This is a genomic window from Ruegeria sp. BHSA163 (genome assembly GCF_059613365.1).
The window spans coordinates 40,084-65,608 of sequence record NZ_JBXWSJ010000030.1 but is presented as its reverse complement, the minus strand read 5'-3'; the positions used below and the strand labels follow the sequence as shown (position 1 = coordinate 65,608).

The window sequence follows — 25,525 nt, the reverse complement described above, 5'->3', positions numbered from 1 at the left end:
GTGAAAACCTGCGCCAGCCGAAAAACGTCCTGAGTAACTTCTAGCTGCACACAGAAACTCCTTCAAAATTGTTTGATCATGCAGATGGCGAGCATCCCCGGCTCTAACAGCGAGTTTTGATCACAGCGCAGCCAGCGCGTCCACCAACTTACCCGAACCAAAGCGGAATGGGTCGGTGGCTGGCAGACCCATATCTGCCTCGATCGCTGCTAGATAGGTTTTGGCGTCATCTTCGCTCATGTTCTGAGTATTTACTGAAACCCCGACGACCTGGCAGTCGGGATTTGCAACGCGTGCCAAGTGAAGCGCGGTGTCGCGCAGCGCCTCCAGCGTTGGCAATTGGTAGCCGGGAAGCCCGCGCATATGTTCACGTGTGGGTTCATGAGAGAGGATCAATGCATCGGGCTGACCACCATGGACTAGCGCCATCGTGACGCCCGAGTAAGAGACATGAAACAATGAACCCTGTCCTTCGATCAGGTCCCAGTGGTCTTCGTCATTGTCCGGTGTCAGCCATTCAACCGATCCCGCCATAAAGTCGGCTACGACTGCATCTAGCGGCACACCGTCGCCTGTGATCAGGATACCGGTCTGGCCAGTGGCGCGGAACGTTGCTTTCATACCGCGATTTCTCATCTCGGCTTCCATAGCCATCGCCGTGTACATCTTTCCAACCGAGCAATCAGTCCCGACAGCGAGGCAGCGTTTGCCTTTTCGCTTGATTCCATTGGCGATTGGATAGTCGACATCTGGAACCCGCACATCATGCAGTTTGCGGCCGGTTGCCTCGGCTACCGCTGCCAAATCAGCTTCATCCCGCAACAAGTTGTGCAAGCCAGATGCAAGATCGAAACCTTCTTCCAGCGCAGTCACCAGAATCTTTTTCCATTCCTGGCTTATGACGCCGCCGCGATTGGCGACCCCGATCACCAATGTCTTGGCACCTGCTTCGCGAGCTTCAGTAAGACTCATGTCCTTTAGGCCCAAATCGGCCTTGCAACCTTCCATGCGGAATTGTCCGACTGCGTTTTCTGGTCGCCAATCTTTGATGCCTATTGCAACTTTGGCCGCCAGTTGGTCGGGCGCGTCACCCAAAAACAACAGATATGGTGTCTCGATCATCGCGCGTCACTCCTTTGATTCCGGCTAAAACTAAAGAAGAATTTCAGCGAGAGCTTCTTAAATTCAGCGCCAAAATGGGTATTTGTTGGGAGAATATCGCAAGAAATGAAGAATACCCGCAAGAATGTTCGAACGCCTCAAGCTGGATGATGTCTGATTGCCTTCCGATCCATCAGATTCACAAATTCTGCGCTCGCATTGCCGCAGGTGCACAATGATGCTTGCGCATGGCTGCGCAATTTAATACCCAACTGCAGACGAAAATCGTAATTTCATTGCTTGCACGAGGCCCAAATGAGTTTTCGCATACAACCAGCTGCACCGGCCCGTCCCAATCGTTGTCAATTATTCGGTCCTGGATCTAACACAAAGCTGTTCCCGAAAATGGCTGCTTCTGCAGCAGACGTAATAAACCTGGATCTCGAAGATTCCGTGGCACCGTCCGACAAGGATGTTGCTCGTGCAAACGTTATCGAGGCGTTGAAAACCGTTGATTGGGGCGGGAAATATATGTCCGTACGTATCAATGGGTTGGACACACCCTATTGGTATCGCGATGTTGTAGATGTGCTGGAACAGGCGGGTAATCGGTTGGATCAAATTATGATCCCAAAGGTAGGTTGTGCCGCGGATGTCTATGCCGTCGATGCACTTGTCACCGCGGTCGAGCGTGCCTCGGGGCGAACCAAACCGATAACGTTCGAGGTTATCATAGAGTCCGCGGCTGGAATCGCCCATGTCGAAGAGATCGCAGCCTCATCTCCGCGTCTTCAGGCGATGAGTCTAGGCGCCGCCGACTTTGCGGCCTCTATGGGAATGCAGACAACTGGTATCGGCGGCACGCAGGAAAACTATTACATGCTACGCGATGGCGAAAAGCATTGGTCAGATCCGTGGCACTGGGCTCAGGCAGCTATTGTCGCGGCGTGTCGCACCCACGGTGTTTTGCCCGTCGATGGACCATTCGGTGACTTTTCTGACGATGAAGGATACATCGCTCAAGCAAAACGGTCAGCAACTTTGGGCATGGTTGGAAAATGGGCTATTCACCCTAAACAGATCGCACTTGCCAATCAGGTGTTCACCCCGTCAAAGGAAGCGGTGTCCGAAGCACGCGAAATTCTGGCTGCAATGGAACAGGCTAAAGCAAATGGCGAAGGCGCAACCGTTTACAAAGGTCGACTTGTCGACATTGCTTCGATCAAGCAGGCCGAGGTGATCGTGGCGCAAGCCGAGCTTATTGCGGCGGGCAGTTAAGTAAAAGAGGCGCTCGTTCGAGCGCCTCTTTTTTCGGTGGGTAATTGGGCCTAGCGTCCAAATACGTTATTCGGTGTCCACGTAATTCGTCCGCCTTTTTTCCCGGACTTCATCATAAGACAAGAGGTGCCGTATTTCTGGAAATAACTTATCCTAAGCTGGTACCAACCGGCTTGGGGGACTTCGACTTCGGTTCGCTGGTTGGCTTCACATGGCTGACGCCCGTTGACATATCCGATCTGCTGTCCGCCGATCCAAGCGTCTATGCCGTCATTTGACCAAGTTTCCAGTTCGTAAATGCCGGGGGAGTCGAACTTCATATACCCTGTAATTTCAGCTGCGACATTGAAGGCCTGATTATAGGTAAGAACCGGGTCGCCTTCGTTTGTGTCGCGATAATCCAACCCACGCAAAGGCTGACCGGGTTTGGCCTTTTTTAATAAACTTTTAACTTTTGAGAGGTTTTGAATTTTGCGCGGTGGGTTTCCTTCCCACGCGTATTTGACGTTTAGGCCAGCTTTGGCATTTGGTTGCGGGCTTGCCGGTTGCAGTCTCAGCGGGGCTGCCAGCGCGGCTGCTGAAAACATCGCCATGCAAGCAGCGAATGCTCCGGTTCGGGCAAGTTTCATATCATTCTCCCTGAGTTATCGCCTCATTCAGTACTTCCACACTTTGGGCAATTTATCTTCGAAGACACTATTCTCTGATAAATCAGGTCGCAAGAGATACAAAAATCACAATTTGTGCATTAAGCTCGCATGTCTTTCGGTGATCCCATGACCACATAAGATGTGATCGAAGTGACATGAGGAAGGGTTCCCAGAACTTCGGTATGAAATGTCTTGTACGCCGGCAAGTCCGCGCATTCGACACGCAACAGGTATTCAATGGTGCCTGTTATGTTGTGGCATTCGACCACTTCGGGCGACCGTTGCAAAGCCCGTTCGAATCCCTCTTGGGCGGATTTAGTATGCTCGCCAAGCCCCACGCCAATATATGCAACGAACCCGATGCCGAGCGCAGCAGGATTTAACACGGCGCGATAGCCAGATATTACACCTGTCCGTTCAAGTTCCTGCACACGGCGCAGGCAGGCCGATGGAGACAAACCAACGCGGTCTGCAAGCTCAAGATTGCTAATCCGACCGTCACGCGCAAGCTCTTGCAATATTTTTTGGTTTATCTTGTCAATTTTCGTCATTTGTTGCGATTTATACCCATATTTGCACGAAAACGCAATTTCATGCGCTCAGTCCGATGTAATAATCGAAACATGACTTACGATATCCTATTGGCGTTGATCATATTTGCCTTTGTCTCCTCAATTACGCCAGGGCCGAACAATCTGATGTTGATGGCGTCCGGCGCGAATTTCGGATTTCGGAGAACGGTTCCGCACATGCTGGGAATTGGCTTGGGTTTCACGTTTATGGTCCTGCTGGTCGGAGCGGGATTGGTGCAAGTTTTTGATCAGTTTCCGTTAAGTTACAGCGCCTTGAAGATCGCCTCGGTATTTTATCTGCTTTATTTAGCGTGGAAGATTGCAAACGCCGCTCCGGTGCAGCGAGGAGAAAGCCAAGGCACGCCGATGACATTTTTTCAGGCCGCCGCTTTTCAGTGGGTTAATCCCAAGGCGTGGGCAATGGCTCTTACGGCAACTACGGCTTACACGCCAAATCAAACGCTGGGCGCAATTGTTGTTGTCGCTCTAGTGTTTGGGCTTGTTAATCTACCTTCGGTCAGCACTTGGACTGTTTTGGGTCAACAAATGGCGCGGGTTCTGACCAATCCACGGCGGCTTGTCGTTTTCAACTGGACGATGGCTGCGCTTCTGGTTGCGTCTTTGTATCCGGTGCTTTGGCCTAGCTGAATCGACCCTGCGGAGGACTGGTTTCCACCAGCACTCGTTTTGATTAGCGTTCCCCGGGTCGTAGAGAATAATCTCAGCGCCCTCTGCACTGAGACCCAAAGCCGTCAATAATTTCCGCCTCTATTTTTGTTGTCCCTTGGAACACCCAAATTCCATCACCACAAATCTTGCTGAGTTGCATCTGGGGTAACCTCGGGTCATATAGCAAGGAACTTTCTCGTTGAGAGGCGACATGACTCAGTATCTGGATTTCGAAAAACCGTTAGCCGAAATCGAAGGCAAGGCCGAAGAACTGCGTGCCCTTGCTCGGGCAAACGAAGAAATGGATGTGGCGGAAGAGGCCGCAGCGCTAGATGCCAAAGCTGCCAAACTTTTGGATGAATTGTACAACGACCTGACGCCTTGGCGGAAATGTCAGGTGGCGCGTCATTCTGAACGGCCTCATTGCAAAGATTACGTGGAAGAACTGTTTACCGAGTTCACACCCTTGGCTGGTGATCGCAACTTTGCCGACGATCTTGCAGTTATTGGCGGTTTGGCGCGTTTTAATGATCAGCCGGTGATGGTGATCGGACACGAAAAGGGTTCGGATACCAAATCGCGACTCCAGCGTAATTTTGGAATGGCCCGTCCCGAAGGATACCGCAAAGCTGTGCGCCTAATGGAAATGGCAGGTCGGTTTGGTCTTCCGGTGATCACCTTGATTGACACCGCAGGAGCATATCCCGGAAAAGGCGCCGAAGAACGCGGACAGTCCGAGGCGATCGCCCGTTCGACCGAAATGTGCCTAAAGATCGGTGTTCCGCTGGTTTCTGTTATTATTGGTGAGGGCGGTTCGGGTGGCGCAGTTGCTTTTGCCACAGCCAACCGCGTGGCGATGCTCGAACATTCCGTGTATTCAGTGATCTCGCCCGAGGGGTGTGCTTCAATCCTGTGGAAAGACTCCGAAAAGATGCGCGAAGCTGCCGAGGCGCTTCGCCTGACGGCTCAGGATCTTTATAAGCTTGGCGTGTGCGACCGCATTATTTCTGAGCCTAAAGGCGGTGCTCACCGCGATCGCGCTGCGGCTTTCAAATCCGTTCGTGCCGCCATTGCTGCCATGCTTAAAGAGCTAAAAGGCAAAGATGCAAAGGCACTGATCAAGGATCGTCGCCAAAAATTCTTGGACATTGGCTCGAAGGGGCTGGCGGCCTAATCGTTTAGCCACCCAACCGACGCAGCAGTTCAACCGATGGCTTTCCGGTTACCGAAAGCCCATTTGCACGCTGATATGCGCTGATCGCTGCTTCGGAATTTTTGCCGATGACTCCGTCTGCGCCTTGGGTATCATAACCGGCAGAGGTTAAGCGGCGTTGTATTTCTTTGCGATCTTCAAGCGTAAGCCCAGTTTCATCAGGCCCAAACGAGGCCTGAAACGGTGCGCCACCAGAAATACGGTCAGATAAATGTCCAACGCCAATCGCATAGCTGTCCGAATTGTTATAGCGCTTAATTACTTGAAAATTTCGGAAAACGGCAATCCGTGGGCCAGGATTTTGCGGCTGTAATACCGCAACAGGAGTGCCAGAATTGGCGGCTGCCGAACCGACTTCACCACCCCACGGTTGCCCGCGCACCCATCCGGCGCGAGAAAGGTATGCTGCGGTTGAGGCCAGCGAGTCCGTCGGGTCATCAGACCAAATGTCGCGTCGCCCATCCCCAGTAAAGTCGACAGCGTAAGCCAGATAAGATGTTGGGATGAATTGAGTATGTCCCATCGCCCCGGCCCAGCTGCCGGTCATATTATCCGGAGTGGTGTCTCCGTTTTGAAGGATTTTCATTGCGGCAATCAACTGGCTTTCAAAAAACTGTCCGCGCCGACCATCGTAAGCCAAGGTTGAAAGGGCTGAGACAACGGGTACATCTCCCCGGCGTGAACCGTATCGACTTTCTAGCCCCCAAACGGCGACGATGACGTCCTTATCTACGCCGTACTGCGCTTCGATCTGTGAAAGAGTGCCGTTATACCGCTGCAACATCTGTTTGCCGGTGCTGATACGTTCGTCTGACGCAGCAATCGCAAGATAATCTTCCAAAGAGCGTTTGAATTCGACCTGATTTCGGTCCCGCTCAACGACGCCCGGCAGATATCCCGCACCCTGGAAAGCCCGGTTTATCGTTGTCTGTGAAATTCCCTGAGACGCCGCGCGCCCCTTGAAGTTGGCAACCCAGGAATCCCATCCTGCATTTGGTACGGCACGCATCCGTGTCGCCGTTGCGCTGCTTGGTGCGTTGCTGCTGGAACATGCCGTCAGAATGGCCGCCCCAAGCCCCATTGAAAAAACCCGTCGATCAATCATGATTCAAATCTGCTCTTATTGGTGATTTGCTCCAAGACTACAGCAGGACGTCAGTCCAAACCAGCAATTGGGTCATGTCATCCGCAAAGAAATCGTCATGGGCAATAAGCTGCTCAGGTCACCAGCAGACGCAAACCTTGTGTCACATCCGAGCGGACGGCCAGTCTGAGTCCCGGTTCATCCCCGGCCTTCAAAGCCGCGATAATCAATTTGTGGTAGTGAGGAGGATCTGTACGACGTAGGCGACCATACAACGCGCGCATGGTTGGACCAAGTTGCAGCCATACGGTTTCTGCAATCGCCAGCATCGCCGGGGCCTGCGCACGTAAATAAAGTGTGCGATGGAATTCAAGATTAGTCCGGATGTACCCGACGGCGTCGCGTTTGGTTACCATTTCCGCGACGGACATATTGATGCTTTGTAACCGATCGATCAACGCAATATGCGCCCGAGGCAGCGCGCGGCTTGCCAGTTCAACCTCGATCAGTGCGCGCAAGGCGGCCAGTTCTTCTATACGGTCATTGCTCAGCTCTGGCGTTGAAACGCGACCAGAAGAGGACAAAGTCAAGGCACCTTCGGCGGCCAAACGACGGACAGCCTCGCGCGCGGGGGTCATGGACACGCCGAATTCTTTACCGATACCGCGCAATGTCAGCGCTTGGCCGGGCGCTATTTCCCCGTGCAATATGCGCGATCGCAGAGCGCGGTAAACTCTGTCGTGCGTGGCAGTTTGGGATTCGGCAGGGCGCGCGGACAACATTCCTTGTTGTGATCACAAACTTGCACAACGTCAAGCAGCGCGCCTCTCAAAGCGATACCGATGCAATTCGGCACCGTTATCCCTCAGCCACCGTCGCGGGTTCTTGTACGGACCAAAAAGCTGCTCGACGTTCTCCCAAAATGCAGGCGAATGGTTCATTTCGGCCAAATGGGCCACCTCATGCGCTGCAACGTAGTGCAAGACTTCTGGCGGAGCGAGGATCAAACGCCAGGAAAACATTAGCCCTCCGGCTGAACTGCACGAACCCCAGCGCGATCTGGTGTCGCGCAAGGTCAGAGTTGAGTATGATCGGCCGAGCATTGCGGAATAATCGTCGCAGGCGCTTGTTAACCGATCGCGGGCGAGTTCCTTGAAAAACCGTGCCAGACGACGCGCTTCGGCACCTTCGGGAACGGCGACTTCGTCAGGCCGCAATATGACCCGGCGACCTGATACCGGTACGATTCGGCGCGGTGCCCCTTCGACGGGTATGGTCTGGCCAAACCGAACTTCTGCCGGCGTCGGCCTTTCCTCAAGATGCTGACGAATCCAGGCTTCTTTTTGTTGTGCAAAGTTTAGTGCTTCGGTCTCGGCGACAAATTGAGGGTAAGTCAGCGTAACCCGTCCGTCCAATTGAGAAATTCGCAAGCTTATCCGTCTGGCGCGGGACGATTTGCGCAGTACAAGCGGTACCGTGGGCGTTCCGGGCAATGCGTGTCGCCCCATACTTTGCACTCCTTTGCTCAAAGGCTTTGACAGCGCCTGCCGCTTATGGCAGGTCACCTGAATCATTTATAGGATTCACCTGATATCAAGGGGATTTGATATGCCCAAGGAAGAATGGGGCGTAAAGCGCGTTTGCCCTACAACAGGCAAACGGTTTTACGACCTGAACAAGGACCCGATCGTTAGCCCATACACCGGCGAGATTGTGGAGCTTGAAACCGGCAAAAGCCGGATGATCGCCGCTGATGCAGAGGATGCCGCCTCGGTCAAGGCGCGCGAGGCGACCTCGGACGAAGACTTGGTTCTGGAAGATGACGACGATGTCGATGTTGAACTGGACGACGATCTGTTGGAAGAAGATGACGACGATAACGTTTCGCTGGACGACATCAAAGATATGTCGTCAGAAGACGAAACCTGATTTTAGAATGAGGCGGCTCTGCCGCCTCGGATTTCTTACCCGATGCAGGGCAGTATCTTTTTGCTTGTTTCGGATTTTTGGACTTGCGCTTGTCGGCGACGTCTCATAAACGTCCGGCACCGCAATTTGGTAATGAGTTGGGGCCTTAGCTCAGTTGGGAGAGCGCTTGCATGGCATGCAAGAGGTCAGGGGTTCGACTCCCCTAGGCTCCACCAAAACCTAACAGAAAAACTAGATAGCAAGCATTAGAGTGGTGTGACACACAGTTGTGACACAAAATGAAGCTGCATGCGTATCTCTCACTGTCCGGACACGGCATCCATCGCTTCTGTTGGCTACCACCCAATACGAAACGAAATCTCCTACCAGGTACATGACAATCAACTTGTTGCTCACCACTCGTCGTCCTAGATAAGCTGTATCTATCTTCATACAACATGCATCATACGGCTACGCTTTAGAACGGTACGTTAGAATCCTTGGGATGAAGCACAGTAAGCTGCTGAGGCACGCCCTGAGGGACTGCGAACAAACGCAGATGTTGGACTAAATGGATGCACCATGTTTCCAAAAATATTGGAGACCTAGGCACGAACGCAAAACGTGAAAAATTTCACTCACTCTTTCATAAACATACGAATTTTGCATCCGGGAAAAACTTGCGGTTAAGGGCGCGCTATCGACAGAAGTCTCGCGACAATTAAACGTAATCTAGTAGGACCGGGTACTTGCGAGTGCCTAACTGTAGAAGAGCTTACTCAATTGTAACGCAATGACCCTCTCGAACAACGCCGTGGTGAGGCCCATAGCAACCTTCTGCACCGTGTCCATGCCAGTCACCATTGTGATGCCTGCCCGTGCATGCGGCCATAGCTATCAGTACGGCCAAAAGCGTCACCGTTCTCTTGAAATTTTTTATGCAATGGCTCTCATCCATATGCGAGCCATCTTAATAGCAGTTTGGCAACCGACGCTTTGACGTAAGTCAACGCTCAACTGCAAAGTCGTCCAAACCACTGCAGCGATCATGTACGGCGTTATCGATGTTCAGCAGCACTACCAACTTCCACGAGGTCAGGATTAATCACGAAAAAAGCTACTTACTAGTCGGCGTATGCGCTGTCGCTGCCATTGCCGTCTTTGTTACTCTTCGCCCCGGCCCAATCGAAGACGCCGAACCGCCTGAGACAGGCAAAGGCGACGCCATGGTCGCAATTCAAGTGCCGCCTATCGCAGGTAATGCAGCAATCGGCCAACGTATCTTTGATGCCTCCTGCGCATCTTACCATGGCGTTAATGCGGTCGGAGTAGAAGGCGCAGGCCCCCCTCTGGTCCACAAGATATACGAATCCAGCCACCACGCTGATGAAGCCTTTCAGAGAGCCGTTTCTCAGGGAGTTATAAGTCATCATTGGCGGTTTGGTGACATGCCGCCCGTAGAAGGTTTGACGCGAGGTGACGTGGCTATGGTGATCGCGTACATTCGTGAAATCCAGCGTGCCAACGGAATAAATTGAGGATAGGCCTATGAAGAAGATCATAACGCTCGCACTCGTGGTTGCGCTTCCCAGCGGCGTACTGGCGCATTCCAAGGTCGAAGGAACGACACCTGCCAATGGCGAGACAATGGCTGCTGTACCCTTTGAAATCGGCCTTAACTTTGACAAGGATATCAGGTTAACGCGGGTTAAGATGGAGCACGATGCAAATCCTGCCGTAAACCTCGAACTGGGCGACCAAACAAAATTTGGGCAAGAGTTCACGATCCCTCTGCCGAGTAAGGGAACTGGCACGTATGTCATCCAATGGCGTGGTTTAGGTGAAGACGGTCATGCGATGCAGGGCGAATTTTCCTTTACCGTGGAATGAGCATGCCAGACATTTGGGGAATTGCCGCAATCATCACAAAGCTAATGCTCTACATCGGCTTTGCGGGGTCAACCGGGCTTGTCATCGTTAAGTGCCTCTATTCCAGCTTGGTCACACCGATGAACCTTGTGATGAAGCGCCAAGCAAGGGCTTTAGCGTGGTTGGCTCTTACGGCCACTGTAGTTGGTTTCATGCTTAGTGCAGCCGTACTAACAGGCGGAGCGGATGGCATGGTCGATCCAGAAATGCTTGGCTTACTTTGGCAGACACCGGCAGGCGATGTACTCGCATACCGACTTGCAGGCGCGGCATTGATCCTAATCGGATTGTCTATATCACGCTTTGGTTGCTGGATTGCGGCGGTGGGTGGAACATTGGCTCTTTGGTCCTTTACCCAGATAGGTCACGTGCCAGAATTGGAGAATTTTGGTGTCCAACTCTTGCTACTGTTGCATCTACTCTGTTTAGCCTTCTGGGTGGGTATCTTTACCCCGCTGCGGGGTATGGCTCTCAAGGTTGAATACCAGAAAAATGGCGCCGAGCTGGGTCAAAGGTTCGGAAAAGCTGCTGCACTGGTTGTACCAACTATGATATTGGCAGGCCTCTGGATGGCTTGGTCGCTTGTAGGCAATATCCAATGGCTCGTCTTTACTGGCTATGGGCAGGCGCTGTTGTCCAAAGTGTTTCTAGTTGGGCTGCTGTTGATCCTCGCTGCTGCGAACAAGCTCCGATTTGTTCCGGCCATGCACAATGGAGATGCAAATGCAGCGCGACACCTCGCCCGATCCATCGAGGTTGAGGCAATAATCGTATTAATGGTGTTGGCAACATCAGCGACACTCACGACCGTTCTAACGCCTCCGAACTAAGGTATTTAGAAATGAATAAACACCTGTTTGCACTTGCAATATGCAGCATTGGTACGAGCATCGCTGCAGATCACGAGTTGATTGAAAGAAACTTAGCGAATGGGCAGGAACTCTACGCAGACCACTGTGCCTCGTGCCACGGAGTTAATCTGGAAGGCCAACCCAACTGGCAAACACCGGACGAAGACGGAGTACTGCCTGCGCCACCACATGACGTGACAGGGCACACATGGCACCATGATAACAAGCTCCTGTTTGACTACACCAAACTTGGTGGGGCAGAGGCGTTGGCAGCACGCGACATCAAGGACTTCAACAGCGGTATGCCGGGCTTTGAGGGCACACTGACTAACGAAGACATATGGGACGTTCTGGCCTATATCCGCTCTACTTGGCCTGAAGATGTTCAGCAAATGCAGGCTACTCGTAACGCCCCGCACGAATAGAAAAAAAGTGGAGTGCCCTGTTTGGCCTCCAAGAAAATTCGTCCCGCGTATACGACCTTGAAAACGAAGTGTTTTTGCGCAAACATAACGCGAAAAATTCCGATTTTTTGCAGGCGAAAGCCGCTAAATTATCGCAAAATTGAAGCAAATTTGCCCGAATTCCGCCTTTTTCTCTATATAGCGTGAGCCCCTGCCGATAGCTTTGTGGCCGGTCTGCTCGGCCAAGAGAGGATAATGCATGCCTACGGATTTCGAGAGATCAATTTGCAACTGCGACACCCCCTCTGTCCAGGCGAAGACAGGTGCGCAACAATTTGCCAGAGACGAGAATGGTTCGATTACCATTTTAGTCCTCTTTATGTTTGTGGCCGTCATCGTCTGTGTTGGCATCGGCGTAGATTACATGCGCTTTGAGAAAGAACGTGCAAACTTGCAGTACACGTTGGACCGGGCTGTTCTGGCCGCAGCGGACCTTGATCAAAAGGCAGAACCGAAATCCGTCGTTCGTGCATATCTAGAAAGGATGGGCCTTCTGGAAAATGTGACCAGCATCAATGTGGTCAACGATGTGGGCTATCGCGAAGTGTCGGCGACAGCCCTTTCCGAGTTCCCAACCCAATTCATGCACCTGTCGGGCGTCGATACACTGGCCGCCCCTGCGGCAAGCACCGCTGAGGAAAGCATCGGTTTGGCTGAAATATCAATTGTCTTGGACTTATCTACTTCGATCAATGACGAGGTATTGAGAATTGCTACGGAAAAAATGGTAAAAAGTATCGCAATAAAAAACAAACAATGGAGCGACGAGATTTCGTTCTCACTTATCCCATATTCCAGCCAAGTTAACGCTGGTCGCGATTTGCTGAACCAATACACTCTCGACCGCTTCCATGACCACTCGAACTGTGTCAACTTCATCGACAACGAATTCAGCAAACCTGATCTTTCTACGACCAGATTGCTTGAACAAACGGCTCATTTCGACCCTTACACCACGTCTAGGGAGCCGATTGAACATCCCGTCTGCCCAACACGCAAGTATTCGGCGATCCTGCCATTCCAGAACGACCCAGAAGTTCTTTTACCTTACATACGAAACCTCAACAAACTCAGCAACCCAGTGGCGGATGAGGACTCGGGCTTGGACAATGGCGCGAATTGGGGCCTTATCCTGCTGGACCCCAGCACACGTCCGGTACTCAAAGCTCTAAGCACGACTGAGTTTGCCGATCCGGAGTATACCATTCCGGAAAAATTCCAAATGCAAGATCGCCCGATGGACTACGGTAGTAATGTCCTCAAGGTTATGATCCTCGTTTCCGATGGGGATAATACAGATCAGCACATGCTCAACCCTTCGATGCGCACTACTATGTCGGATTTCTGGTACAACCCAGGAACCGATACCGATCCCGCTCGCTTCTCGATCTACCAGTCGAACGGCAACCCCAACTATTGGTGGCCGCACGACAATAGCTGGCAGGATCATCCCTATGGAAATGGAAACACACACTGTTCAGGCAATGGCGGTAAAGTTGAATGCGTCGAGGCAGAAGAACCCGGCGAGGCGGTGCAATTGTCTTACGTTGAACTTCTGGACCTCGTATCCTTGGAATATATCGAACACAACATCTTCACCCACTCACCAAGTGCTTACGGTCAGTGGGAAGGTAAGGCGTTCAGCAAGAAAAGTGCGGTCGCCAAGGATCAGCGAACCAAACACGTATGCAAGGCCGCCAAGGATGAGGGGGTGATCATCTTTAGCGTCAGCGTTGAGGCGCCGCCAGCTGGCCGGGATGTACTGGAAAACTGCGCAAGCTCGGACAGTCATTATTATGAGGCGGATGACGCAAAACTCGAAAAAGCCTTTACCTCGATCGCGTCATCGGTCCGTATGCTGAGGTTGACTCAGTGATGCTTAGGTTGTTTTCCGCTCTGGCCCGGCTCTGCCGAAAGGAAGACGGAAATGCAACCGTCGAGTTTGTCATCGTCTTCCCGGCAATCATGTTTTTGGTTCTTTCGGGTTTGGAGCTTGCCTTCGTAACGTTGAGACACGCGCAGCTAGAGCGCGCGGTTGACTTGACCGTGCGCGACATTCGGCTGAACACCGGGACCAGTCCACAACATGACGAAATCAAGGCTCTCATCTGTGACCGCGCCATTTTCATCAATAATTGCGCAGCCAACTTGCGTCTGGAAATGATCCGGCAGGATCCTTTTGCCACTGTTACAGTACCAACGGACCCTGATTGCACTGATCTGGCCGAAGTGGCGCGCCCTGTGCGGACTTTCGAAAACGGCCTTGAAAATGAGTTGATGGTTCTTCGGGCCTGCGCCAAGATCAATCCCGTTTTCCCAACATCCGCAATGGGCAGAGCATTGGTCAACGAAGAAGGCCAATACGCGCTGACCGCTACAACCGTTTTCGTCCAGGAGCCTTTATGATCAAGCGAATTTCGACGCATCTCCTGAAACGTTTCCGAACTCGGGAAGACGGCGTGATCGCCGTCGAGGCACTCCTTATTACGCCAATCCTCTTTTGGACTATAATGGCGGGTTACACGTTTTTCGAAGCTTACAGGCAGAGTGCCGCGAATATCAAAGCGGCACACACGATTGGAGACCTGATTTCCCGTGAAACCCGGGAAATTGACAACGTCTATATCGACTCGATGCAAGAAATGTTCGGTTTGATGGTGGTCAATCATGCAGACCTGAAATTCCGAATATCCGTGGTTCTTTACGACGAGGCCTCCGACAGCCACACCGTGAACTGGTCTGCAATACGAGGTGGGTATGTCGAAAAGCTGACGGACGACAATATTGTCAATTATCGAGATGCCCTGCCTCCGATGTCTGATCAGAACACATTGATACTGGTCGAAACGTCCAACACGTTTATCCCCCCCTTCAGGGTGGGCTTGGACAACGTCGAACTGAATAACTTCATTTTCACACGGCCGCGTTTTGCAAACAATATCAAAGGGAACGTCTAAGGTTATTTGCCTTTGATGCGCGGCATGACTTTGTCAAAGGAAATAGGCGTGAGGAGGGCGCGGAGCTTTTGAGCTTTTAGCTGCGACCAAACGATCCCTATTTCGCTGTATCAAAACCGACCCTGAGGCAATCCGCTTTGCGAAGATGATATATGTCCGGGTTCCGCTGCTACTTCGAAACATGGAGGACAGTAGACTTGGCCGACAGGCTGCACATTTGAACAAGTTCATCAGTGGAGAATTGCAGAGAATTGGAAATGCACTGGTCAACGGAAATCGTTGTGGATATTCGAGTGTGACACTAAGGTCGGAACACGACAAGCAGTACATCACAATAGTGCATATTATCAAAGCGTTAGCCGTTCAGCGGCATTTCCCCTAATCACCGCAGTTCTCGCACGAAAATACCTAAAATATGCAACATTGTCGTTGGTAACGGCATTTCTAAGTGGTCGATAACTTAAAACCGCGCGACAACATGCATCCTTTGTTCATACCGTCTTGAACCGACTTACTTGTACCTCGCGGCAATCTCAAAACCGCAGACGGTTGGACCGGGAGGATTTTGAAGCTATGGCTGAATACCTGGCTTTAATGTCAAAGTTTCTGATCAGCCAACACCAGGTGTGGCAGAGTTTAAGAATGGGTTCGTTCTTTAGGTGTTCTGAGGGGGGCAAGGAGAGCAAAAAAAAGCTGTTGCGACTGCGTATTTTCAGCTTCACCCCATACCGCCCGAGAACACATCGCCAAGCGTCGACATGACACTTGCTTAATAAATTCATATTTTTGACTTTGTTGGGCGAGTGGGTACAATTCGGTATGAATTTCGAGTGTTAGTGCAATGAATTGAAAAGTTTCCGTTCAGAATCACGGAGAAACATAGACCGGCGCGGGAGGGGAAATGAAGAAACTGTCTTTTGGGTTATTTGCCTTCTTGTCGCTTTCAGCGTGCTGGGAAGAGGAAGAAGAAACAACCGAAATGGTTGTCCGACCTGTAAGAGCAACTGAAATTTCAGACCTCTCCAGTTTGCATGATCGCTACTTTGTTGGCACGGCCAGAGCTGCACGCGAAGTTTCATTGGCTTTTCGTGTTCCAGGCAATGTCGTTGGCGTGGATGTGCAGGTCGGTGACTTGGTCGCTAATGGAGATGTCGTCGCGGTATTAGACCCTGCGCCCTACCAGGCGGAAGTTGATCGGTTGTCCGCGGAATTGGAAAGTGCGCAAGCAACCTTTGAAAATGCGAAATTGCAAACCGATCGGCAGCGATCATTGGTCGAGAAAGAAGTAGCCGCGCAGGCGACACTTGATCGGTTTATCGCGGGCGAGACATCTGCCCAAGCGGCAATAAATTCCGTACAAGGTGCTTTGGATCGAGCCACACTGGACTTGACCTACACGAGCCTGGAAGCGCCTTTCGACGGCCGGGTAGTCGCAAAATACATTGAGGACTTTGAGGAGGTGGCAGCGCAGACACCTGTGCTGCGGATACTGGACGCCGAGCATATCGAAGTGGTCATCGATGTCCCCGAGCGATACATCGCCCTGATCCCGCACATCGAAGATATAACGGTGACATTCGACGCGTTGGGCGACGTGGTCCTGTCGGCAGAAATCAGTGAGATCGGATCAGAAGCTTCTGCAACGACCAGAACTTTTCCGGTAACTTTGATCATGCAACAACCAGAAAACTCGCTTGTACTTCCCGGAATGGCGGGGCGTGTCCGAGGCAAGCCAAAAGAAGGGCACGAACCTTTTGACGCGATAATGGTTCCCGCAAGCGCAATTTTTGTGCCCGAGGGGGAAACAGATCCCCATGTCTGGGTGTTTGACGCCTCTTCCGAGACCGTGAAAGCGCAGAAAGTTGCGCTTGGAACGCCACGATCACAGGGAGTCGCCGTAAGCGACGGTCTGGAATTTGGCGACGTTGTTGTGACCGCAGGAGCGAATTCTCTGAGAGAGGGACAGAAGGTTTCACTTCTTTCTGAGGAAACTGAGTAATGGGTCTCGCCGACTTCTCTATCCGCAACGCCAAATTCGTTTGGTTTACTGTCGTAATGCTGACGTTGGGTGGTATTTCAGCATTTTTCAGTCTCGGACAGTTGGAAGACCCCGAATTCACGATCAAAACGGCAGTCGTTACGACGCCCTATCCCGGTGCAAGCCCCGAGGAAGTGGAGCAGGAAGTCACCGAAAGGATTGAACTGAAGCTTCAGGAAATCAAGGAAATAGACTACATCTCGAGCGAAAGCCGCGCCGGATTATCTACTATCAAGGTTGAAATCCGTCCAAACTATTGGTCCGAGGAACTGCCTCAAATCTGGGATACTCTGCGTCGCAAAGTCAGAGATGTGGAAACTCAGTTGCCCCCGGGCGCTGGCCGACCAGCCATCAATGATGATTTTGGCGATGTATTCGGCTTGTTGTTGGCAATGACATCCGATGGATTTTCCGCGCAGGAACTTGATGGGTTCGCCGAAGACTTCAAAAGAGAGCTATCGTTGATCGATGGTGTTGGACGTGTCGATCTATGGGGCGAGCGCGACAGGGTAATCTACTTGGAAACAAGGGAAGAAGCCTTGGCCGCGCTGGGTGTTTCGGCTCAGACCATCCTAAACACCTTGCAAACACAAAACGCAATCGTGGACGCAGGACGTGTCAACATTGGTGACTACCGTATGCGCATTGCGCCGAGCGGCACCTTTACCAGTCCAACCGACATTGCCGATCTGGTTGTAAGGCCCAGCGGTCTAGATCAGGCCCAAAGTGGCCAACGCAGGGGGCCAGAGCTGCTGCGGCTGGGTGAAATTGCAGAGGTTAAGGAGGGATATGCTGATCCACCAACGACAATGATGCGCTACAACGGTCTTCCGTCCATCGGACTAGCGATATCCTTTCAGTCCGGTGTCAACGTTGTCAGCGTCGGGCAGGCAGTGGATGCGAAAGTATCAGAGCTGATAGCAAGTCTGCCAGTAGGTATTGAGATCGAGCGAGTTCATTGGCAGTCGGATGACGTGAACCTTGCGGTCAGTAGTTTTCTAGTAAGTTTAGGTCAGGCTGTCGCCATCGTGTTGGTAGTTCTAACCTTGGCAATGGGTCTTCGGATGGGGATTATCATCGGTAGCGGTCTCATCCTGACGATACTCACGACATTTATTCCACTGGCGATGCTGGGAATAGATCTGCAGCGTATGTCTTTGGGAGCATTAATTATTGCGCTGGGGATGATGGTGGACAACTCAATTGTTGTGGCGGACGGCGCAATGGTTCGGATGTCACAGGGGGTGGATCGTGCAAAAGCCGCGATCGACGCAGCCACTCGACCGGCTATGTCATTACTTGGGGCCACTTTCGTGGCAGTAATGGCCTTCTACCCGATATTTGCATCTGTTGAGAGTGCAGGGGAATACTGCCGAACCCTCTTTTCGGTTGTAGGTATAGCGCTTTTGGTCAGTTGGCTGTTGTCCATGACGGTAACGCCTTTGCAATGTGTCGCAATGCTGCCAGAGCCAAAGGGTGAAAGCAGCGAGAATTTCGATACCGGGCTTTATGCCGTGTATCGCCGGTTTCTGGCCGCCGCGATCAGAGTTCGTTACCTTACCATCGGAGTGGCCGTGGCCGCTCTGGTCGTTGCAGGTGTTGGGTTCGGCTCTGTGACGCAGTTGTTTTTCCCAACATCATCCATGACCAAGTATATGATTGACTATTATGCGCCAGAAGGAACCCGGATTGAAGCCGTCTCCGAAGCCATAACACGTATTGAAGAACAGGTTGGAATGGATGACCGCGTGACTGGCATTGCAAGCTTTATTGGCGCTGGTCCGCCACGTTTCTATCTGCCTGTCGACCCGGAAGGCGCAAACCCGTCCTACGCCCAAGTCATTGTGAATGTGGAAGATTACCGCGATATTCCCGAAATGAGCAAGAATGTCTCGCTTTGGATATCGGCCAATATGCCAGAGGCGACGTCGTTCACACGGCAGTTTGGTGTCGGTCCTAGTAATACATGGGCATTTGAGAACCGTATCATAGGTCCTGCAAGCGCTGACCCAGAGACCCTACGGGAACTGGGTGACAGGGCCGTTGCCATACTTGACCAAAACAAATGGACGAAAGTCGCCCGTACGGATTGGCGCAACCGTGTGCTGAAGACTGTTCCTGATTATGATCAGGACCGGGCTCGTTGGACGGGCATCACTTATGAAGACCTCGGAAACACAACAAAGCGGGCGTTTGACGGGCGTTCTGTTGGCCTCTATCGCGAGGGTGACGAATTACTGCCAATTATCGTTCGGCCCGGGGCTGAAGACGTTGCTGCGGTGGACAATTTCGAACTGCTGCAGCTGCAATCACCATTTTCTGTTGAGCCAGTGCCTTTAGCACAAGTTGTCAGCGGCGTGAATATTGAACCAGAGGACCCCACGATAAACCGCCGCGACCGTCGTCGCGTTCTGACCGTTCAAGCTAACCCAATCGACAGCGTCACTTTGCCAAGCTATCGCGCGGCTGTACTTGCCGACTTTGAAGCTTTGGAAGCAGATTTGCCGCCAGGCTACAGCATGGAGTGGGGCGGAGAGTACGAAGATACGGTTTCCGCACAGGCGTCTTTAATTCCGGGGATGGTTCCGGCATTCTCGATCATGGCGCTAATCGTTGTTGGACTATTCAACTCATACCGCAGGCCACTTGTTATTTTCCTGACTGTTCCCTTCGTAATTATTGGTATTGTCCCAAGCTTGCTCCTAACCAACACGCCATTTGGGTTTGTCGCGTTGCTCGGTGGCATGAGCTTGGCCGGAATGATGATTAAAAACGCAATCGTCCTTATCGATCAGATCAACGACAATTTGGCGGAAGGTCAGCTGGGTTATGACGCAGTATTGAACGCAGGTGCTTCGAGGCTCCGACCCGTCGTACTGGCAGCGGCGACCACTGTTCTGGGTGTCATACCGCTACTTCCAGACGTTTTTTGGGTGGGTTTGGCGGTTACAATCATGGGCGGATTAACAGTTGGTACAATGCTCACTATGATATTGGTACCGGTTTTGTTCGCAACGCTAAACGGTATTAAGCCAACGACCACGGTCGTTTGATTTGGGATTCAATCCAATTTTGGATTGGTTTGATGTTTGAGGGATGCAATCAGACTGAAGGCTTGCGCAGCTGAAGTTGTTTTTGGGGGTATAAATTGGACAATACAGTGCTGTTCTTTTTGGTGGGCATTTTTGTCGTCGGTCTCTTGATGCTGGGATATTTTGCCAGGGGCAATGGTGCTTTGATGGTGATAGCAATCCTGATCGGTGTTTTGTTGGCAATGATAGCTTTCTTTGGGGGTTATTGGGGTGAAACTCCGAAGTAATGCTGGAGCGTTTTATGCTTGCGCTCGCGAAGCGTTTCAAACCAGACAATTAACGGTTTTTTTATTTTCAGAAGTGCGGACAAGCCGCCTTTGAGCATCAACGAAAGTTATGCAGGCAACGCTGCTATGAGGCCTCTACGGATTGCCAGAAAAACATTCTAAGCTCATGATAGAACCAACCAACAACAGTTAGAGAGATTGGCTGTGGAAGTACTAAGAACTCCTGAGGAGTGTTTCGACAACCTTCCTGGCTTTAGCTATTCACCAAACTATATCGACGACCTCCGAGGTTATGAGGGTTTGCGGGTTCATTATGTTGATGAACGGCCAAAAGACGCGATCAGAACCTTTCTGTGCCTGCCAGGGGAGCCGACATGGGCTTATCTATATCGGCGGATGATACCGGTTTTTGCGAGTTCTGGGGCTCGAGTAGTCGTTCCTGATTGGTTGGGCTTTGGCGGGTCAGACAAACCAGTTGATGATAGTGTTTACAGCTTCGACTTTCACCGAGAAATGATGCTCGAGTTCGTGGAAAGGTTGGACCTTCAGAACGTCACGCTTGTGGTGCAGGACTGGGGCGGCATTTTGGGGTTGACCCTTCCGATGGACCTGAACGGTCGAGTTTCCCGGTTGATCGTGATGAACACGGCAATCCCGGTTGGTGAACCTCTTGGCGATGGTTTCCAAGCGTGGAAAGAGTATGTGGCTAACCGTCCGAACTTGAATTGTGCGGCGTTGATGAAACGAGCCTGCCCACATTTAAGCGAGGCGGAAGCGCTGGCTTATGAGGCGCCTTTCCCTGACCAGCGATATAAGGCAGGCGTTCGAAGGTTTCCGCAGCTGGTAATGATCCAGCCGGGAATGGGAGGCATCGAAACGACAATGCGAGCTCGGCTCTTCTGGGCCGAAGTTTGGGAAGGTGAGAGCTTTATGGCCGTCGGTGCCAAAGACCCGGTTTTGGGCGTTCCGGTGATGAGTCAGCTGCAAAAGACAATCAGGGGATGTCCCGAACCGATGGTTTTAGCAGAGGCAGGCCATTTCGTGCAGGAATGGGGCGAACCAGTTGCCCTGGCGTCATTGAAGTTTTTTGGCGACATATCTTAAGCAACGCTGTCGCGGAAACATTCGCCGATTACAGTCAAAGCGTTGGCGATTTGTCACACGGACAAAATTTAGCCGGAGCAAAAAACAATTCGCTGACTGACTTTGATGGCAACCGCTACATTCCAGTTTCACATGGGAAGGCTACCCGAAGACTCTCTGTGATGATCGAGCTGGCGCTGTCATTCCTGGTGTCAGGATGTTGAATTATATAGTTGATTACGACATCGCGCATTTGGTGATGAGGAAGCCTAGGAAACACGCAGCTTTCTTCAATTTGGGTGTCTGACGATCCTGAATCTCCCTCAGCATTCAGACTACCCAAGCCCCGTGGCATTATGGCTTTTGAAGGATTTAATGATTTCCCTTCGCGATACCCGACCATATACCCAATGCAATAACCTTTTTGCAGGGCATCTTCACTCGTGCAGATGTTCAGAAGTGTTCCTCCATCCATTCCGCCTTCTGTTTGCGAAACCATACTCGTTGCTAGTGTTGCAGCGAATAAAATTACATATCTGGCTTTCATTTGACGCCTCCTTCGTTTCGAGCATTCGCCAGAAGAAGTGGCAGAGCTTTTAGGTTTCAATTTTTGAAACCAAGCGTAGAATTCTTATCACAATCTGTGTTTTTCTGCGTTGATGCAGATCATGTAGACAATCTTTTTGACGCGACAATTTCGGTAAATTTCAATAGATGGTGACCTCTTTCCGGACGTCTACATTGAGCTCAATATGGCCGATTGATGTACGGTTTGGGTTATATCAGCAACGAACAACAGGCAAAGTTGTACGGCAGGATCTGGTTGGTTCTTGCGGGGGAAATGCGTGAACTGACTTTTGTTGATATTGAGAAAATTCCTTGGTCCAACGTCAGATTACAAAAAGGCGAGGCGCGTTATGGGTCGTTGCAATCTTATGACTTTGTCCGGCTATGGTTGTTTCGGCTTGATTTGCTGATGCGGCTGTCCGATAGGGCGTTATGTTTAAGAACCGAGCTATTCTTTTTATTCTTATAACTCTGGTTATCGACGCAATCGGCATTGGTATCGTGTTTCCAATCATGCCAGATTTGATGGACCGCGTTGGTGCTGGCGATACCGGGCAAGGGGCTTTTTGGGGCGGGCTGTTAATGACAGCTTATGCCGGCGCGCTGTTCCTGTGCGGGCCAATAGTAGGAAGTATATCGGATGCAGTTGGCCGCAGACCGATATTAATCGCGGCGCTTGTTATGCTTGCGTTGGATTACGTGATTATGGCTCTTGCAGAAACATTCTGGCTGCTTTTGCTTGGCCGGACTTTGGCCGGACTTGCAGGGGCAACCTACATTACCGCAACCGCTTACATTGCTGATATATCATCTCCGCAGGAGAAGGCGGCAAATTTCGGACTAATTGGGGCTGCCTTCGGGATCGGGTTTGTGCTTGGTCCCGCAATCGGTGGCGTCGCTGCTGAAATCAGTATCGCCGCCCCTTTCTGGATTGCCGCACTTCTTTCAGCGGGCAATGCTCTGTTTGGTGTTTTTGTTCTGCCCGAGAGCCTTGCGCCAGACAAACGTCGGCCTTTCGGCAAGCGCGATTTGAACCCATTTAAGTCCATTTTCGATGCTTTCCGGTTTCCCGGTCTTGCAGTCCCGCTGATTTGTATCTTTATTTTTGAATTTGCCAACATGGTTTACCCAACTCTTTGGGCATTCTGGACCCGAGAGGTATTCGACTGGCCTACACTTTACATCGGGCTTTCTCTGGCGGCATACGGCGTGCTATTGGCCTTCGTACAGGGGGTTCTAATGCCGATTTTCATACGGTGGATAGGGGATTACCGCACCCTGATGCTAGGTATGATTTCAGCTCTGATCGGAATGATCGGTTTTGGTTTCACCGCGTCAATTGCGGCCCTTGTAATATTTCTGCTGCTTGCAGCTTTGTCTGATCTTGTTCCTGCCCTCATGACTGCAATGGCGTCAAATCAAGCAGATGAAGATAGGCAAGGTGTTGTGCAGGGCGTCATTGCATCGCTGTCATCTGTTGCCGCGGTTTTGTCACCCCTTGCGATGACTGGAATCTTTCAGGCCTCAGTGGATTCCGAAGGCGTCTATCTGCCGGGTGCACCGTTCCTTTTTTCAGCCATTTTGGTGGTTGTAATGATGCCGTTGGTATTTCGGTTGCGGCGGTATGCTTCGGTTTGAGGCTTGGAAATGTCAGCACAGTCTTTTCACGGTTTGCTTTGATGCGTTTTTGCAAGCTGCAAAAATAAATTTGTCGCGCGGTCATCACAAGCAAATACAGCAGACCTGATAAACTGCTGGTTTCAGCGCAGCCAAAACTCAAAAAAAAGGGCAACACAAGTCGCCCTTTTTTGAAGACCTAAGACAGTCCTAGCCCGGCGTATACCAAATCGGAGATGTATATGCCCGCTCTGTGGTCGTCATCGGGACATAATCAGGCATCTCTACACCAAATCGTTTAGCTTCGTAGGCCGTCCAGCGAGGCGTCGGAATTTCGATCACCCGAGCATAGTAAAATGCCTGAAGACTTGGATCAAAGTCAGGGTCTTGCCAAACACCGATCAGCTCTGCAGCTCCGATTGTATTGGTCCAAGTTGCATTCTCGATGTCGACAGTGTTGCCAACATCAGGCAGCTTGCCATCGGCGTCGAGCGCGCGATCGCCGGACCACACGACGTTATAAATCTTTTCCTGAGTTGCCCCATCCGCATCAACCCAACCTTTTACAATCTGGATACGATCAAGGTTGCCGGATAGCGGATCTTTGAGTGCTGCCAGAAGAAAATTCGGAGCGCGCCCATGGGTGGCCGCCCCAAGATCTCCTCCCATTGGTACGCCCTTTTTGTATCCTGCGTCGGCGGGAAGGCGGAGGGTGGCATCCTCGGGTATGAAATCATAGCCACCGAAAAATCGAACCAACATACGCGAACCAGTGGTCGCGTACGTCTCTTTGCGTTGCATCGCGTCAAAGATCGCCGCCCGCGTGTTTTCAGTCGCCCAGACTGCGCCTAAACCTCCTGCAGCTTGTTTCCAGCCATATATGGACAGCTCCGGGTCAGGAGCTTCAATGACCAGATGCTCCCATCTGTTCGGCTCCGGCTCGACACCGGAGTGCTTTCCAAAGAAGTTGTCTTCCTGAGCGGTCGCCATGCCGGTGTGTGCGTCCGTCGCGCCCACCATGCCAAACTTGAAAGGGTTGACCCCGAGCTTCTGCTCGATAACCATGCCTCGCTTAAGAGCTTCCCGTGCGTACTCTCCTGCGAGCATTTCTGGAACTTTTAGTTCCGTGCCGTTCAGGTTCGCGGCATCCCATGTGTCAAAATCGGCGAACTCGTCGTCTGGGCTGAGGAACGGGTGTGCCTCTCCATCGCCTTTTATCTGCGTCGCCTCATAGAGCGGTTCGAAACGCGTTCGAAGATTTGCGATTTCTTCGGTCAATTCCGATCCGTCATACGCGTTGAACGAGAACATGCGACCGTTTGACAAATTCCCGTTATGCGCAATCGCGAGAACTTCGCCGCCGGTCCGTTCCTCGTATTCAGCAAGGAATGCCCAAAGGTCTTCTGGGTTCTTGCTGTCGTATTGTGAGAAAGGTCGTGTTTGGTTCGCCCGGAACCGTCCATCGCGGAACAACACGTTCCGGTGCAAGTTGTTGGCGCCCTCGGTTGTATATTCATAACCGATTATTGCGGAAAACACGCCGGGTTCGTTGTAGCTGTCCGCCAGTTCAGTATATTCCTCCCACGCGTGTTTTATGGCCTTTGGGTTGTCAATTGGAGGTTCGTCACCGGAGAGCGAAGCGACAATTTCCATAGCCGTATCAAAGGCCAATTGGGCATCTCCCGACGTTAAGGCCTCGTACCAGATCTTGCCCTGTTCATTTGACAGTACTTCTGCGTCACCTGCCAGCAACTGTGGCATAAGCCCGTACATTTCAGCGTGGTCAGATACAACCAGCCAATCTAGGGGGCGCGACAGTTTCGCCCGTAATCCATGGGTTGTTGTTACTTCTTCCCCTCGCGCGAACCGAAAGGCCTGTTCCTGAGTGAGCCTTGTCATCGTGCCCGCGTCAACCGACACAGCTGTATGCAGATGGCTGTCGCCCCACAGCGGAATCTGCGGAAAATTGCGACCGGCATAGGGAGAAAATGCGTCAGGAGCCAAGACCACCTGGGTGTTCTCCTGCTCGGTCTGAAATTCCTGTGCCGTAACAGGCCCGACGGAGAATGCGACCAGCCCTGTCGTCAGATATACTGCTGCTCTTAAAGAATTTCGCCAACCTTTAAGCGATGTTTTGTGCATAAGATTTCCCCCCAAAAAAAGTATTTGCTACTGCACCAACAGTGCCACCTAATTTCAGAAGAGTATCACAAGTATAGAAAGTG

At 51.7% G+C, this 25,525-nt stretch carries 24 protein-coding genes and 1 tRNA gene; 17 read left to right on the top strand and 8 right to left on the bottom strand.

The annotated features are described in order from the left end of the window. Positions 1–120 precede the first annotated feature (120 nt). Positions 121–1,122, bottom strand: coding sequence for an N-acetyltransferase DgcN (gene dgcN / locus AC2FNV_RS14770; RefSeq protein ID WP_170604372.1), 1,002 nt, complete (start codon positions 1,120–1,122; stop codon positions 121–123). A 294-nt stretch (positions 1,123–1,416) separates the two neighbouring features. Between dgcN and AC2FNV_RS14765 the strand changes: the two genes are divergently transcribed. Beyond that, positions 1,417–2,379, top strand: coding sequence for an L-malyl-CoA/beta-methylmalyl-CoA lyase (locus AC2FNV_RS14765; RefSeq protein WP_170604374.1), 963 nt, complete (start codon positions 1,417–1,419; stop codon positions 2,377–2,379). Between the two features lie 50 nt (positions 2,380–2,429). Here AC2FNV_RS14765 and AC2FNV_RS14760 read toward each other — a convergent pair whose 3' ends face one another. Together AC2FNV_RS14760 and AC2FNV_RS14755 are read right to left on the bottom strand one after the other, a co-directional pair. Continuing rightward, positions 2,430–3,008: a PA14 domain-containing protein gene (locus AC2FNV_RS14760; RefSeq protein WP_496773721.1), complete on the bottom strand. Its 579-nt coding sequence runs from the start codon at positions 3,006–3,008 to the stop codon at positions 2,430–2,432. Between the two features lie 119 nt (positions 3,009–3,127). Further along, positions 3,128–3,580 carry an Lrp/AsnC family transcriptional regulator gene (locus AC2FNV_RS14755; protein WP_170604376.1) on the bottom strand — a complete coding sequence of 151 codons (453 nt, stop codon included), beginning with the start codon at positions 3,578–3,580 and terminating at the stop codon, positions 3,128–3,130. 72 nt (positions 3,581–3,652) lie between these two features. Here AC2FNV_RS14755 and AC2FNV_RS14750 point away from each other — a divergent pair, with 72 nt between their 5' ends. After that, positions 3,653–4,249: a LysE family translocator gene (locus tag AC2FNV_RS14750; protein ID WP_170604856.1), complete on the top strand. Its 597-nt coding sequence runs from the start codon at positions 3,653–3,655 to the stop codon at positions 4,247–4,249. Positions 4,250–4,481: 232 nt separating this feature from the next. Beyond that, on the top strand, positions 4,482–5,444 hold the full coding sequence (locus AC2FNV_RS14745; protein ID WP_170604377.1) for an acetyl-CoA carboxylase carboxyltransferase subunit alpha: 963 nt from the start codon (positions 4,482–4,484) through the stop codon (positions 5,442–5,444). Positions 5,445–5,448: 4 nt separating this feature from the next. Here AC2FNV_RS14745 and AC2FNV_RS14740 read toward each other — a convergent pair whose 3' ends face one another. The 3 genes from AC2FNV_RS14740 to AC2FNV_RS14730 all read right to left on the bottom strand — a co-directional run bounded on the left by AC2FNV_RS14740 (position 5,449) and on the right by AC2FNV_RS14730 (position 8,075). After that, positions 5,449–6,588, bottom strand: a complete 1,140-nt coding sequence (locus AC2FNV_RS14740; RefSeq protein WP_170604379.1) for a lytic murein transglycosylase — start codon at positions 6,586–6,588, stop codon at positions 5,449–5,451. A gap of 113 nt (positions 6,589–6,701) precedes the next feature. Next, positions 6,702–7,349, bottom strand: coding sequence for a GntR family transcriptional regulator (locus tag AC2FNV_RS14735; protein WP_170604381.1), 648 nt, complete (start codon positions 7,347–7,349; stop codon positions 6,702–6,704). Positions 7,350–7,379: 30 nt separating this feature from the next. Continuing rightward, positions 7,380–8,075 (bottom strand): M48 family metallopeptidase, encoded by a 696-nt coding sequence (locus AC2FNV_RS14730; RefSeq protein ID WP_254442473.1) that lies wholly within the window; start codon positions 8,073–8,075, stop codon positions 7,380–7,382. 100 nt (positions 8,076–8,175) lie between these two features. Between AC2FNV_RS14730 and AC2FNV_RS14725 the strand changes: the two genes are divergently transcribed. The 13 genes from AC2FNV_RS14725 to AC2FNV_RS14665 all read left to right on the top strand — a co-directional run bounded on the left by AC2FNV_RS14725 (position 8,176) and on the right by AC2FNV_RS14665 (position 21,137). Beyond that, positions 8,176–8,496, top strand: a complete 321-nt coding sequence (locus AC2FNV_RS14725) for a TIGR02300 family protein (protein WP_170604385.1) — start codon at positions 8,176–8,178, stop codon at positions 8,494–8,496. Between the two features lie 139 nt (positions 8,497–8,635). Then, positions 8,636–8,711: transfer RNA gene (locus tag AC2FNV_RS14720), tRNA-Ala, on the top strand. Positions 8,712–9,539: 828 nt separating this feature from the next. Beyond that, positions 9,540–10,013, top strand: a complete 474-nt coding sequence (locus tag AC2FNV_RS14715) for a c-type cytochrome (protein WP_254442474.1) — start codon at positions 9,540–9,542, stop codon at positions 10,011–10,013. Between the two features lie 10 nt (positions 10,014–10,023). Continuing rightward, positions 10,024–10,365 carry a copper resistance CopC family protein gene (locus tag AC2FNV_RS14710; RefSeq protein ID WP_170604387.1) on the top strand — a complete coding sequence of 114 codons (342 nt, stop codon included), beginning with the start codon at positions 10,024–10,026 and terminating at the stop codon, positions 10,363–10,365. A 2-nt stretch (positions 10,366–10,367) separates the two neighbouring features. Further along, the gene (locus AC2FNV_RS14705; protein ID WP_170604389.1) at positions 10,368–11,234 is read left to right on the top strand and encodes a CopD family protein; all 867 of its coding nucleotides are present in this window, start codon (positions 10,368–10,370) and stop codon (positions 11,232–11,234) included. Between the two features lie 11 nt (positions 11,235–11,245). Next, a complete protein-coding gene (locus AC2FNV_RS14700) occupies positions 11,246–11,680 on the top strand; it encodes a c-type cytochrome (protein ID WP_170604391.1) in 435 nt (144 codons plus the stop codon). A gap of 238 nt (positions 11,681–11,918) precedes the next feature. Continuing rightward, positions 11,919–13,595, top strand: coding sequence for a TadE/TadG family type IV pilus assembly protein (locus tag AC2FNV_RS14695; protein WP_170604393.1), 1,677 nt, complete (start codon positions 11,919–11,921; stop codon positions 13,593–13,595). Continuing rightward, the gene (locus AC2FNV_RS14690; RefSeq protein WP_170604395.1) at positions 13,595–14,125 is read left to right on the top strand and encodes a TadE/TadG family type IV pilus assembly protein; all 531 of its coding nucleotides are present in this window, start codon (positions 13,595–13,597) and stop codon (positions 14,123–14,125) included. The genes AC2FNV_RS14695 and AC2FNV_RS14690 overlap by 1 nt, the downstream gene beginning before the upstream one ends. After that, a complete protein-coding gene (locus tag AC2FNV_RS14685) occupies positions 14,122–14,676 on the top strand; it encodes a TadE/TadG family type IV pilus assembly protein (RefSeq protein ID WP_170604396.1) in 555 nt (184 codons plus the stop codon). The genes AC2FNV_RS14690 and AC2FNV_RS14685 overlap by 4 nt, the downstream gene beginning before the upstream one ends. A 901-nt stretch (positions 14,677–15,577) precedes the next feature. Continuing rightward, complete coding sequence (locus AC2FNV_RS14680) at positions 15,578–16,675, top strand: efflux RND transporter periplasmic adaptor subunit (RefSeq protein ID WP_170482156.1); 1,098 nt, start codon at positions 15,578–15,580, stop codon at positions 16,673–16,675. Beyond that, entirely contained in the window at positions 16,675–19,767 is a 3,093-nt protein-coding gene (locus tag AC2FNV_RS14675) for an efflux RND transporter permease subunit (RefSeq protein WP_170604398.1), read from the top strand. The genes AC2FNV_RS14680 and AC2FNV_RS14675 overlap by 1 nt, the downstream gene beginning before the upstream one ends. Before the next feature lie 95 nt (positions 19,768–19,862). Beyond that, a complete protein-coding gene (locus tag AC2FNV_RS14670) occupies positions 19,863–20,033 on the top strand; it encodes a hypothetical protein (RefSeq protein WP_170604401.1) in 171 nt (56 codons plus the stop codon). A 204-nt stretch (positions 20,034–20,237) separates the two neighbouring features. Then, positions 20,238–21,137 carry a haloalkane dehalogenase gene (locus AC2FNV_RS14665; RefSeq protein WP_170604403.1) on the top strand — a complete coding sequence of 300 codons (900 nt, stop codon included), beginning with the start codon at positions 20,238–20,240 and terminating at the stop codon, positions 21,135–21,137. Between the two features lie 115 nt (positions 21,138–21,252). Here the strand turns inward: AC2FNV_RS14665 and AC2FNV_RS14660 are convergent, their stop codons facing one another. Then, on the bottom strand, positions 21,253–21,663 hold the full coding sequence (locus AC2FNV_RS14660; protein WP_170604405.1) for a Rap1a/Tai family immunity protein: 411 nt from the start codon (positions 21,661–21,663) through the stop codon (positions 21,253–21,255). Between the two features lie 452 nt (positions 21,664–22,115). Between AC2FNV_RS14660 and AC2FNV_RS14655 the strand changes: the two genes are divergently transcribed. Further along, complete coding sequence (locus tag AC2FNV_RS14655; RefSeq protein ID WP_170604407.1) at positions 22,116–23,321, top strand: MFS transporter; 1,206 nt, start codon at positions 22,116–22,118, stop codon at positions 23,319–23,321. Between the two features lie 189 nt (positions 23,322–23,510). Here AC2FNV_RS14655 and AC2FNV_RS14650 read toward each other — a convergent pair whose 3' ends face one another. After that, a complete protein-coding gene (locus tag AC2FNV_RS14650; protein ID WP_170604409.1) occupies positions 23,511–25,442 on the bottom strand; it encodes a DUF3604 domain-containing protein in 1,932 nt (643 codons plus the stop codon). Positions 25,443–25,525 lie beyond the last annotated feature (83 nt).

What these genes read in the sequence shown, in the direction of transcription:
- AC2FNV_RS14695 (WP_170604393.1), top strand. Translation starts at nt 11,919, where the DNA reads ATGCCTACGGATTTCGAGAGATCAATTTGCAACTGCGACACCCCCTCT.
- AC2FNV_RS14660 (WP_170604405.1), bottom strand. Translation starts at nt 21,663, where the DNA reads ATGAAAGCCAGATATGTAATTTTATTCGCTGCAACACTAGCAACGAGT.
- dgcN (WP_170604372.1), bottom strand. Translation starts at nt 1,122, where the DNA reads ATGATCGAGACACCATATCTGTTGTTTTTGGGTGACGCGCCCGACCAA.
- AC2FNV_RS14655 (WP_170604407.1), top strand. Translation starts at nt 22,116, where the DNA reads ATGTTTAAGAACCGAGCTATTCTTTTTATTCTTATAACTCTGGTTATC.
- AC2FNV_RS14700 (WP_170604391.1), top strand. Translation starts at nt 11,246, where the DNA reads ATGAATAAACACCTGTTTGCACTTGCAATATGCAGCATTGGTACGAGC.
- AC2FNV_RS14745 (WP_170604377.1), top strand. Translation starts at nt 4,482, where the DNA reads ATGACTCAGTATCTGGATTTCGAAAAACCGTTAGCCGAAATCGAAGGC.
- AC2FNV_RS14765 (WP_170604374.1), top strand. Translation starts at nt 1,417, where the DNA reads ATGAGTTTTCGCATACAACCAGCTGCACCGGCCCGTCCCAATCGTTGT.
- AC2FNV_RS14675 (WP_170604398.1), top strand. Translation starts at nt 16,675, where the DNA reads ATGGGTCTCGCCGACTTCTCTATCCGCAACGCCAAATTCGTTTGGTTT.
- AC2FNV_RS14730 (WP_254442473.1), bottom strand. Translation starts at nt 8,075, where the DNA reads ATGGGGCGACACGCATTGCCCGGAACGCCCACGGTACCGCTTGTACTG.
- AC2FNV_RS14715 (WP_254442474.1), top strand. Translation starts at nt 9,540, where the DNA reads ATGTTCAGCAGCACTACCAACTTCCACGAGGTCAGGATTAATCACGAA.
- AC2FNV_RS14705 (WP_170604389.1), top strand. Translation starts at nt 10,368, where the DNA reads ATGCCAGACATTTGGGGAATTGCCGCAATCATCACAAAGCTAATGCTC.
- AC2FNV_RS14680 (WP_170482156.1), top strand. Translation starts at nt 15,578, where the DNA reads ATGAAGAAACTGTCTTTTGGGTTATTTGCCTTCTTGTCGCTTTCAGCG.
- AC2FNV_RS14735 (WP_170604381.1), bottom strand. Translation starts at nt 7,349, where the DNA reads ATGTTGTCCGCGCGCCCTGCCGAATCCCAAACTGCCACGCACGACAGA.
- AC2FNV_RS14750 (WP_170604856.1), top strand. Translation starts at nt 3,653, where the DNA reads ATGACTTACGATATCCTATTGGCGTTGATCATATTTGCCTTTGTCTCC.
- AC2FNV_RS14755 (WP_170604376.1), bottom strand. Translation starts at nt 3,580, where the DNA reads ATGACGAAAATTGACAAGATAAACCAAAAAATATTGCAAGAGCTTGCG.
- AC2FNV_RS14725 (WP_170604385.1), top strand. Translation starts at nt 8,176, where the DNA reads ATGCCCAAGGAAGAATGGGGCGTAAAGCGCGTTTGCCCTACAACAGGC.
- AC2FNV_RS14760 (WP_496773721.1), bottom strand. Translation starts at nt 3,008, where the DNA reads ATGAAACTTGCCCGAACCGGAGCATTCGCTGCTTGCATGGCGATGTTT.
- AC2FNV_RS14690 (WP_170604395.1), top strand. Translation starts at nt 13,595, where the DNA reads ATGCTTAGGTTGTTTTCCGCTCTGGCCCGGCTCTGCCGAAAGGAAGAC.
- AC2FNV_RS14710 (WP_170604387.1), top strand. Translation starts at nt 10,024, where the DNA reads ATGAAGAAGATCATAACGCTCGCACTCGTGGTTGCGCTTCCCAGCGGC.
- AC2FNV_RS14685 (WP_170604396.1), top strand. Translation starts at nt 14,122, where the DNA reads ATGATCAAGCGAATTTCGACGCATCTCCTGAAACGTTTCCGAACTCGG.
- AC2FNV_RS14650 (WP_170604409.1), bottom strand. Translation starts at nt 25,442, where the DNA reads ATGCACAAAACATCGCTTAAAGGTTGGCGAAATTCTTTAAGAGCAGCA.
- AC2FNV_RS14740 (WP_170604379.1), bottom strand. Translation starts at nt 6,588, where the DNA reads ATGATTGATCGACGGGTTTTTTCAATGGGGCTTGGGGCGGCCATTCTG.